Annotated in this window: 8 protein-coding genes; 3 read left to right on the top strand and 5 right to left on the bottom strand. The window is 49.4% G+C overall.

What is annotated here, in order from left to right; all coding sequences use genetic code 11:
• Window positions 1-98 precede the first annotated feature (98 nt).
• From HF569_RS00855 to HF569_RS00845, 3 genes are all read left to right on the top strand, one after another.
• The gene (locus tag HF569_RS00855; protein WP_168900974.1) at window positions 99-1,430 is read left to right on the top strand and encodes an MFS transporter; all 1,332 of its coding nucleotides are present in this window, start codon (window positions 99-101) and stop codon (window positions 1,428-1,430) included.
• 3 nt (window positions 1,431-1,433) lie between these two features.
• A complete protein-coding gene (locus HF569_RS00850) occupies window positions 1,434-3,479 on the top strand; it encodes a glycoside hydrolase family 31 protein (protein ID WP_168900973.1) in 2,046 nt (681 codons plus the stop codon).
• Window positions 3,480-3,714: 235 nt separating this feature from the next.
• Window positions 3,715-5,556: a DUF5776 domain-containing protein gene (locus HF569_RS00845; protein WP_168900972.1), complete on the top strand. Its 1,842-nt coding sequence runs from the start codon at window positions 3,715-3,717 to the stop codon at window positions 5,554-5,556.
• A gap of 102 nt (window positions 5,557-5,658) precedes the next feature.
• Here HF569_RS00845 and HF569_RS00840 read toward each other — a convergent pair whose 3' ends face one another.
• The 5 genes from HF569_RS00840 to HF569_RS00820 form a co-directional block, all read right to left on the bottom strand.
• Window positions 5,659-6,330: an ABC transporter ATP-binding protein gene (locus HF569_RS00840; RefSeq protein ID WP_168900971.1), complete on the bottom strand. Its 672-nt coding sequence runs from the start codon at window positions 6,328-6,330 to the stop codon at window positions 5,659-5,661.
• Window positions 6,331-6,333: 3 nt separating this feature from the next.
• Entirely contained in the window at window positions 6,334-7,395 is a 1,062-nt protein-coding gene (locus HF569_RS00835) for an ABC transporter permease (RefSeq protein ID WP_168900970.1), read from the bottom strand.
• A gap of 2 nt (window positions 7,396-7,397) precedes the next feature.
• A complete protein-coding gene (locus HF569_RS00830; RefSeq protein WP_168900969.1) occupies window positions 7,398-7,916 on the bottom strand; it encodes a TetR/AcrR family transcriptional regulator in 519 nt (172 codons plus the stop codon).
• 157 nt (window positions 7,917-8,073) lie between these two features.
• Window positions 8,074-9,216, bottom strand: coding sequence for an MFS transporter (locus HF569_RS00825; RefSeq protein WP_168900984.1), 1,143 nt, complete (start codon window positions 9,214-9,216; stop codon window positions 8,074-8,076).
• 819 nt (window positions 9,217-10,035) lie between these two features.
• Entirely contained in the window at window positions 10,036-11,286 is a 1,251-nt protein-coding gene (locus HF569_RS00820; RefSeq protein WP_168900968.1) for a tyrosine-protein phosphatase, read from the bottom strand.
• Window positions 11,287-11,289 lie beyond the last annotated feature (3 nt).

Genomic DNA, 11,289 nt, shown 5'->3' with positions numbered 1-11,289 from the left:
GTGATACCATCAAAATTTAGAGTCTCAATACATAGTAAGCAAGATCAAAAGCCGTCAGTTTTTGAAAAACATGAAAACTGACGACTTTTTTGAAAGGTATGAATAATTCAGGTAATTATGCGAGTTTAAACTTTGCTCAGGTCTTAATCTATTTTCTCATTAGCAGTTATTTATTGTATTTCTACACCGATGTTGCCAAGATTCCGGTAACCGTTGCTGGCGTCATCCTTCTCATTGCTCGTGGATTTGATGCCATTGATGCCCCCATTTGGGGAGCGTTAATCGACATTACCCATTCTAAATACGGCCGATCGCGACCTTACTTCTTATGGGTAGCTTTTCCCTTTGCTATTTCCTCGATCTTAATGTTTTGGAATCCTACCTTACCATACAAACAAAAGATCATCTGGTGTGCCGTAACTTACATTCTTTCCGGTATCCTCTACACGGGAATTAACACACCCTTGACCTCTATTCTACCTTCCCTATCCCGGGTTCCCCAGGAACGACTCAAAGCTAATTCTTGGCGATTGGTTGGTTCTCAATTAGGTGGCTTCCTTATTAACGCTGCCTGTCTTCCCGTCGTTGCTTTCTTGGGCAAGGGCAATGATACCGTCGGCTTTCGTTTCTTAATCGTCATTGTTGCGATCGTCTTTCTTATTATCACCCTACACGCCTTCACAGTGGTCAAAGAACGGGTGCCCGTTTCCGTTGAGAAAGTTCCCATCAACAAGAGTATCAAGGCGATTAAAGGCAACTGGCCGTGGGTCATCATCGTACTTAGCAATCTTTTCTATTGGATGGCTTACACCAACCGTAATTCTACGTTAGTTTATTACTTCACCTATAATTTTAACGATAAAGGGCTCGTCTCACTCTTCAATTCATTGGCTTCTTTACAACTGTTTATGATTCTACTGATTCCCTGGTTGAACAAGAAATTTTCTAAAACCCAGATTTGGTCGGCTGGCTTCATCATCGCTATGCTGGGCCAATTGATCGTACTCGCCGCTGGCCACAACGTCGGCATCGCTTTATTCGGCTGGATCTTCGGTAATATGGGGTCCGGGGTTGCCGTCACCATGCCATTTTCAATGTTAAGCCAGGCCGTCGACTTCGGCGAATGGAAGACCGGTATTCACTCCTCAGGAATTTTAACCGCTTTAGGGAGTTCGTTTTGTATCAAAATGGGGAGTGGGTTAGCTGGCTTCATCCCATCCATGATTCTAGCCCACTTCGGCTACGTCGCTAATCACGTGCAAACGGCGCGCTCGCTCTTCGGAATTAAATTAAGTTTTATTTGGGTGTCCATTTTTCTCTTTGCCTGCGCATTAATCCCTGTGCTGTTCTATGGCAAATACGAGCGAATGGAAGGTAAAATCGCTGCCGACTTAAAGCAGCGTCACTTACAAACTAAGGAGAATGATTAATCTATGGCAATTATTGAAGATCACACACACAAATTATATTGGACGCATGCAGCTGAACAGATTCTCATAGAGCCTTGGGGGGCCAATAGCTTACGGGTTCGCGTGACCAAGAAAGCGGACTTTGCGCCCAACCAAAACTGGGCACTGACCCAACCAGTTAGTGGTCAGGAAGCGGCCAAAGTCACGGTCACTAACGAAACTGGCGCCATTCAAAACGGCCATTTGACTGCCAGCATCAATAAATTTGGCTGGTTAACCTTCACCGATCAAACTGGTAAAACCCTCTTGGAAGAGCGTTGGCAGGTCAAGCCAGGTGGTCATAAAACCAGCCCACTAGGCATCCCCGGTCGTGAACTCAAACCCATTATTGGTGGTGACTACGCCGCTACTATGCGGTTTGAAGCGGTTGATGGCGAAAAGATCTTCGGGATGGGCCAACGTCAAGAAAAACAGTTGAACTTTAAGGGGTGTATTCTCGAATTGGCACAGCGTAACACCCAGGCCAACGTTCCCTTTGTCATCTCCAATCAAGGATACGGGTTCTTATGGAACAATCCCGCCATCGGCCAAGTCACCTTTGCCAATAACGAAACAAAGTGGGAAGCCCAAGATACCGATCAAATTGATTTCTGGATCACTGCTGGTGAATCACCAGCAGCCATCGAAGAATCTTACACGGCTGTGACTGGCCACGTCCCAATGATGCCCGACTTTGCCAGTGGCTTCTGGCAATGCAAGCTCCGTTACCGCAGTCAAGACGAGTTGTTACGTGTCGCTCACGAGTACAAGGATCGCGGGCTACCTATCAGCGTGATCGTCATCGACTTCTTCCACTGGACGCAGCAAGGCGAATGGAAATTCGACCCTGAAAAGTGGCCAGATCCCAAGGCAATGGTTGATGAGTTGAAATCTATGGGAATTAAGCTGATGGTTTCGATTTGGCCAACGGTTGATATTAATAGCGAAAACTACGATGAAATGAACGATAAGGGCTACCTCGTCCGCTCTGAACGGATGTACAATGATTCTTATCACTTCATGGGCAACGAAACTTTCTTCGACGCTACTCATCCTGGCGCTCGAAACTTCATTTGGCAAAAAGCGAAGCAGCATTACTACGACAAAGGCATTCACCTCTTCTGGCTAGATGAAGCTGAACCAGAATACGGCTTCATGTATGATTTTGACCACTTCCGCTACCACATCGGACCCGCTTTAAAGGTCAGCAACATCTACCCACTAGACTATGCTAAAGCCTTCTACGAAGGGCAAAAGGCAGAAGGACAAAAAGACATCATCAACCTCGTCCGCTGTGTTTGGGCCGGTAGTCAACGCTTCGGTACATTGTTATGGTCTGGCGACGTCCACTCCACGTTCGAATCCCTTCAAAAACAGGTTGTGGCCGGGCTCAACGCCGGACTTTCCGGAATCTCTTGGTGGACGACTGACATCGGCGGCTTCACTGGTGGCAACGTTAAAGACCCGAAGTTCCACGAACTACTCGCACGTTGGTTCCAGTTCGGAACTTTCTGCCCCGTCATGCGTATTCACGGCTTCCGTGAGCCTGCTGAACAGACCATCGAACACGCTGATCGCATGTTTGGTCAGCCATTTGGTTCAGGTGCCTTTAACGAAATCTACAAGTATCCCAAGGCCACGTACCAGATTCTTCGCAAATATCTGTTCTTACGTGAAGCCATGCGGCCTTACATCATGGCACAGATGAAACAAGCCCATGAGAAGGGCACACCAGTGATGCGGCCACTGTTCTACGACTTTAATCAGGATGATGCCGCCTGGAATATTTCTGACGAGTACATGTTTGGCCCCGACATCTTAGTAGCTCCCATCCTTCATGCGGACGAACAACAACGTCAGATCTACTTACCCGCCGGTGAAAAGTGGATTGATATCAATACGCAACACGTCTATGATGGCGGCCAAACCATCACGGTGGCGACACCAATTGAGACCATTCCCGTCTTCACCCGAGCTAGCCATCCGGTTAAAGAGATTTTGAATTTTAGCGAACCCCAATTAAAGGCTTAGCGCCAAAACACAACACACCTAATAGCCGTAGCAATTACGTGATGATTGCTACGGCTATTTATTTGGCCATTCAGGGATATGCATACATTTTAGATTATGGCTATTATTTGAAACTAAAATGCCGTCCAGTCAGTATTTGTAATCGCTTTTAAAAAATAAAAATAGGTTTTTACACGAAACGGTTTTAATGATACACTAATTTTGTTAAATACATATAACATTGGGAGTGATTCAGATGCATCACCTAGTGAGAAAAATGACGATTGCCGGTCTGGCCCTAACCTTATTCAGTGGTCTGGCTGTTCCTGCTTCCGCTGAGATTGTCAGCGCAGATAGTCCCAGTACGACGCGATCTGCTAGCAACGCGACATACACGATTAGTTCCATTGGCTTACCCTACAATGTCTCCGTCGACAGCCATGGGATGCATCAGGTACCCTGGTATCCGGATGAGAGTGCCCAAACCTATTCTGCCTCGACGATTAAGGACGGTACCTTTGCCTCAGCATTCTTACCCCGCCATAAGAGTGATATCTACGCTTCTGCAATTATCGGACTCATGCCAGATCTAACTGAGCCCCTGACGTTAACGCCCAACGAAACCGTTCTCCAATATTTACGTCCTATCAAGGATATCAGTAGCTCACTATCAGATGCCGACGCCCTCAGTGGGCTCCAGGATGAATACGTATTCAACGCTTGGCTCTTTAAAGCTTTGGCTGAAGAAGAATTGGGGACAGCGGACTTTAAGACGCTCCAAACCGAATATAACACGACTTACCGCAATAAAATCATCACGTCAGCCGCTATCTATGGTGATACAAACAATCCCGCCTCAGTTTACGACGATCTCTTTGCCAACGAGGGGAATTTCACAGCCAAGGCAGCCGGTACTTTGAAGACTCAAGGTGGCGCTTATCACGTCAATCAAGATAATCCTGCTTACACGGCAAAACAACTTAGTCAACTTGACCCTAATGGTGCCAAAGACGCCGTCACCAAGTTCTTCACACAACCCATGACGAATCTACTGACCAAGCAAGCCAATGGCACTTATCAATTGGACGGTGCCGCTGTCGCCTTACAAATAAAGTATGGGATCTTTGCCTTCAACACCACACCTTCTACGAATACGCCAACGCCCAACCGCACCAGTCGTCCCGTCACAGTCCACTACGTCGATAACCATGGCGCTACGCTCAAAGCTGATCAGACCCTGACCGGCAGTCTCGGCGCACCCTATCAAACCAAGGCATTGGACATCAAGGGTTATACCCTGACACAAACGCCTCAAAACGCGACCGGGACGTTTACCGATACCACGCAAGACGTAACTTACGTTTACACCAAGGCTACGGCCACGGAAACGGCAGCAGACACGATTGCCCCTAAAGGGGCCGTCATTTACGCGACTAAGAAGATTGGCCTTTACCAACAGGCCACCTTTACCAATCGCGCCCGCCAACAGTGGTACGCCAACAAGTCGCGGATCAACCGACCAATGTTCCTGGTTACCGGCTATGCCACCTCTAAGAATGGTGTCAAGCGTTACCGCGTCAAGGACATCAACCACCTCAGCAAAACCGATGGTAAGACCGGGTACGTGACGGCCAATGCGGCTTACACCTCACCCGTTTATTACGCGGCTAAACACGCGACCATTACCGTCATCAATCCTAAAGGAATCAACGCTTACAGCAAAAAGAACCTGACGTCTCAGCAAAACCACTACCGCCAAGGCCAAGTACTTAAAGTCAAAAAGATCGTGACGCACAACCTCACCACCCGATTTGTTCTCAACAATGGTCACTACATCTCTGCCAACAAAAAATTAGTCAAAGCTGGCAAGCAGACGATGCCTCGCCGCGTTCAGGCCAAGACCGCACTCAACCGCTACACCACGGCCAACTTGACCAAACGCAACCACCACTATCCACAGAAATCCCACACCCGCTTTACCGTGACGGGTTGGGCCTACTCCAATGCTAACAACTTCAGCAAAGGTGACACGCTCCGTTATCAAGTTGCTGGTGGCTACATCACGGCTAACCCACGACTTGTCCACGTTTTACATTAACGATGATTTCAACCTTTATTTAAACTGACCAAAAAGCTGATTGCGGAAATCTTCAAACTTCCCGCAATCAGCTTTTATTTTGGAGGCTTACTTTTCACCCAGCTAGGCTACCGTCATCTTGCCATCCATAATCGCATACGTCCGATCCGCATAAGCCTGTAGCCGCAAGTCATGGGTCACAATCACGATGGCCTTGTGATGGTCCTTAGCCAAATCGTGGAGAAGCTGCCCCACCACCTTTACCCGGTCACTATCCAACGCCGCCGTTGGCTCATCCGCTAAGATAATGTCTGGATTCTGGTAGAGTGCCCGGGCGATCGCCACCCGTTGAGTTTGGCCGCCAGATAGCTCGGCTGGATACTGATCAACCAACTGGCTGATTCCCAATTGTGCCAACAACTGCCGCCGTTCAGCTTGATCAAGATTGCCCTGTGGTTTTACCCGATCGACCAACGCAAACTGATCCTTCACCGTCAGATAGGGCACGAGATTATAGGCCTGCAGGATAAAACCAATCTGATTGAGCCGCAGGGCATCGCGCGCCTTGCCAGAGAGTTGGCTCAACCCGCTGCCCGCTACCACAACATCCCCAGTCGTCGGCGTCTGGATACCACCCGCAATCGTCAGAAAGGTACTCTTTCCGGAACCCGACGGCCCAATCACCAGACTCACCTCGCCCGCAGCAGCCGAAAAATTAACATCGGTCAATACCGTGACTTCGTTGGTGCCATGACCAAAGGTTTTGGTCACGTGTTTCACTTCAAGCACTGCCATTTCCTAACCTCCCATTACGCTGACCGGATCAACATTTAAGATGACCTTCACTGGGATCAGGGCTCCCACGATCCCAGTCAATAGGATGCCGCCCGTCACGCCAATCAGTAGCGATAGATTAAAACTCATGGGGACACCGACTGGTAAAGCCAATACCGTTGCTGCCGTTAGCGCCGCACCAATCGCCAGTCCGCTGACCACTAGGATGAGGGCTTGGCTGATCGTGGTGGTGACCAGGACTTTAGCGGGAATCCCCTGGGCACGCAGGACCGCATAATTTGGCAGTTTCTGCATCGTTAAAATATATAAGAAGACGGCAATCACCACCATGGCGATGATCATCAGAAAACCAATCATAAAGGTAAACGTCGTATTCTGTGCCGAGTAGCCGGGTAATTTGTTAATAAACTGCGCTAAGGTCAAGGTCTGAAGCCCCGCCACCTGTGGCTTAAACGTCGCGCGATCACTGACAATTCCCCCGGCTTGAAAGGCTCCCGTCACGTGACTCAATGTCCGCCAAGCACCCAGCGTCCCGTAAATAACCGGCGCCACGCTGAGCTTGGCATTGTGCGTGAAGCCCACGATTTGATAGGTCGTATCGGTTGAATTCAGCGTGACCCGTTCACCTAAGTGGTAGCCATTTTCCTTAAAGCTATCGTCCACCACAATCTGTTGGGCGTTGTGTGGCTTATGCCCGCTTGTCACTTTAACGCGTTGATAGATCAACTGTTGCCGGTCGATTCCCAGAAATTGGGCGGATAGTTTCGCTTTTCCTTTCGCCTTAGCCACGACTCCCGCTTGACCAATCAACGCTTCATGCTTGGTCAGCTGAGCTTTAGTCACATCGTGCTTCGTCAGTAACGACTGTGAAAGGCTATTATTCGCGTCTACATTCAAAACCACCTTACTCGCTCGCCAAGACGAAATGGCTTGCGTATTCTGTTGCGCCAACCCATAGGCCAGCCCGCTCAAGACAAAGACGAGGTAGCTGACCAGAACAATCATCCCAATAATCAAGCCATAACGTAACTTCTCATGCCGAATCTCTTTTAGTGCCAAGAACATCGTCAGACCTTCTTCCCCTGTAATGCCCGTAACGTCGTCCGCAGTCGCTCCCTGACCAGCGCCTCATGTGTGGGCTGTAAGAGAATCTCCTTGATTGCCGCGTGACTCAAGACCATTGCCGCCCATGCCACTGCTGGCAGAGCCGTCGACACTGGATGAGTTGGCAGCAGGCTCTCATTTTCCGCATAGTGGCGTCGAATAAATTCATAATAGTCACTGTCATTGACCCGATCGACGAAGGCCACGACGCCTTGATAAACGCGCTCTGCATCAAAGGTCTGCCGTTCATCCCCGCCAGCATCCCGGTGAATCGTCTGTAGCGCCTGCTGATAGAGATATTGATACGCATCTGTCAGATCCGCAAAATACTTGTAAAAGGCCCCGCGTGCAATCTCAGCGTTCGCTACAATCCGCGCCACCTGAGCCTCAGCCAGCCCGTAGTTGGAAAATTCCGTCAGTAATGCCGCCGTGATACGGTCCTTTTTATCCGTTGGTAAATGATTAAATGTCGTTGAAGGCACTGAAAAGACTCCTCTCTGGTTCATAAAGTGACATCGTGTCACTATCAAGCACTATATCATCAAGGTGACACGATGTCAACTTAAACCACCGGCTATCTCTGAGTACACAAAAACCGCTATCTTACCGTAGTTTCTGGCTAGATAACGGTTCTGTTTTCTATTCTGTGGCTAATTTTTTAGGTTCGCCAATGACCCAGTGGCCCAGCAAAGCCACGATTAAGAAGGCTGCCGCTACGCCACAGACGCCGAGCCAACCCGCGTGAGTCCACGCCCAGGTTGCGGCCAGGGTTCCAATAGACCCACCCAGAAAATAACTAAACATAAAGACCGAGTTATTTCGGCTACTCAACTGCCGATTCAGCGATTGAACGATCGCTTGGTTAGATACCTGACTAAATTGTGTACCCAAATCCAGTAAGATAATCCCCAAGATCAGTCCGATCATCCAGTGACCACCAAACCAAAAGATCACAAAGGCAATCCCGGAAAGTGCCATGGACAGGGTAATGGTCAGCCGTGGCGACCGTTGATCGACCAGATTGCCAATCATCGGTGCAGCTAATACCCCTGCGATCCCTAACAGGCCCAACAGGCCAGCGACGTTACTGCCTAAATGATAGGTTGCCGCTAGATAAAAGGCGAGCGTCGACCAGAGTACATTTGACATCCCAAAGAGACAGAAACCATTGATGGCTGCCCCCCGTAAGGCCCGCTGACTGGTAAATAACTTCGGTAACATCCCAATTACCGACCAGTAGCGTAACTGCTGATGGCCCCGCGCATCGTGAGGCAACTGATAATGCACAATGACCAAGAAAATCAGGTCAATCCCGGCCGCCAACAGATAAATGTCCTGCCAAGGCATGATGCTCCCTAGTAGACCACTAAACGATCGGGACAGTAAAATCCCCGTCAACAGGCCACTCAAGACGATTCCCAGCACCCGGCCCCGTTGTAAGGCTGGGGCTAAATAACCGGCATAAGGAATAATAATCTGCGGCGCCACTGAAGTAATTCCGACTAAAGCTGTGGCTACGGCAAAGATCCCGGCGTTAGGTGCCCAAAAGGCTAATAATAGCGAAAAAATGGATAAGACCATCATGAACTGAATCAGATGGTAACGATCAAAAATATCCCCCAGCGGGACAATGAGCAGTAGGCCAAATGCATACCCTAACTGCGTCACCATCGCCAAGGTTCCCACCGTAGCTTTAGAAATATCAAAGTCCGTGGCAATCAAATTCTCAATCGGTTGAATAAAATTCAAATTAGCCACAATAACCCCTGTGACCACCGCCATGAGCAGGATTGTTCGCCTGGACAGCGTTGCTTCTTGTGTCTTCACTTAAAAAACCTCCTCATAGTAGTTTAGGCTATTTTCATGAAAAAAGAAAATGGCTGAGGTGAAATTTAAAACCGTAGCTGGGTTTTCATGGACTTTCCACCCGAACCCATTATTAATCTCGCATATAAAGCCTGCCTTCAGTTAGGAAAACCATGAACTACCACCTTGCTTGGTGTAACTGGGATTGGACGTTGAAGCTTAGACCAACACGGTGGAACCTGGCCGCCTTACCGTTCGCCAACTTTGGCCCGGAACGCTGTGGGGAGGACGGGGCAAGCCAAAGGCCGGTCTTGCCCCTCGCTTGAAGCCGCAAAACCCGTCTTCAAGTCGCCATTTTCAAGTAGACCACTTGAAAATCCCACGGCTGGGGCCAAATTTGACTCACTCTCGGCTACCTAGAATAGCCCAATGGCATCGGTTAAGTTCCACCATTCTAGGTATTGCGCTCAATTTATTGTCCAAAGACGCCTTTAAACCGGAGGAGGTCAGAGATGGAGCCAGCTGTGTCGACGGTGTTAGCCGATTCTCGGCTTACAGCGTAGGACGCGTTTGGAAACTGACGGTTTTGGTCAGGTTTCAAACCGAGCCGGAGGACCGCTTCTCAGGCCGCAGGCGGTCCCCACAGCAGGCGGAATCTCTGACAGCCGGAGGTGACCAGATCAGCCTAATTTTCAGTCCACGCCACCTCGCCACGTCAGTCTCCATAAGCATTTTACAACTGTCAGAGCAAACGAAAAGCGGCTAGGAATCCGACCTAGCCGCTTAATCGTGACGCTATTTCTTAGTGACGTAACTCTTTAAGATCCAAGCCGTATGACCACTGTGGTCTTGAATCTGATAGTACGTGTACGTTTTGTGTTTAATCCTAACCTTCTCCGACTTGAGTAGCCGCCATTTCTTGGTCGACTTAGGCGTCTTCCCCTTCTGGTGCTTGAGGTGGGCATCCTTAAACCACTTCTTATGTGCCTTGAGTTGATAGTGATACTTGGTCTTCAGCCGCTTCGTCTTCAGCACCTTGACCTTGGCAGCTTTCTTCTTAGGATGCGTTACTTGATCGGCCGCACCGCTCTCAACGGGCGTCGGCTCAGGCTGCGGTTTAGGTACTGGTTTAACCTCTGGCTCTGTGGGTACTGTAGGCGTGGGATTAGGCTGCGTTGGCGTCGTTGGCGCTGGATACGGCGTGTTCTTCCCATCCGTTGAGACGAGGTATTTCGCTCGTAACCGTGCCTGCGTTGCTGGTGAGATAGCCAACGCTGTATTAATGTAGTTTTGAAGTGACCCATAGTTCAGTTCAACATCATAATAATATTTACTAATCCAATCAATCTTGACTGTGCGGCCAGTGTATTGCGACAGCATGAAATCGTTAACAATGGTCTGTTTGTCCATCCCCAGAATCGTCATGATGAGGACGGTCGCAATCCCCGTGCGGTCCTTTCCAGAAGAACAGTGATAAAGCGTGGCGCCGCCATTATTCACCGCCAACATATTGAGAAATTGGCGATACCCCGTAATCGCGGAATAGCCGAAATTCAGGCGTTGGTTGTAGAAATCACCGTCACCACCACCATCTGCGTAGGCGTGGGGGCCGAGAACGGACAGATAAGTTTCCGTGGCTCCCGGAATTTTAACGTCCGGTTGCGACTTGACCTGACCTGGCGTCCGAAAATCCACCACTGATTTCACGCGGTACTTATCTGTCAGCGTCTTCACATCATCAGCATCGAGCCGACTAAGATTGTCCGAACGCAGCAGCTGGTATGGCCGAATCTTCCATTTACCATCCGCGGTCCGATACCCCCCGATATCCCGCGTGTTTTTCGTATTGTACAGCTGAACCAGCCGCAGATCAGCGGGATCGGAACCATCCGTCAGTAGTGGAAATGAGCGCGCACTTTTGGTCAATACCGGAGCGTTGGGATTAGCCGCGGTAGTCGTGGCCGCTGCGGCCGGTGCTGTGCCAATACCCGCTAATGTAAGGGCCACACCCAGCATTCCCAATGATTTAACGATTAAATGTCTCAAACC

The organism is Levilactobacillus tujiorum (assembly GCF_012641185.1).
In the GTDB taxonomy this organism is placed as follows: domain Bacteria; phylum Bacillota; class Bacilli; order Lactobacillales; family Lactobacillaceae; genus Levilactobacillus; species Levilactobacillus tujiorum.
The sequence above is the reverse complement of the archived record's forward strand: the minus strand, read 5'-3'. Positions and strand labels throughout refer to the sequence as shown.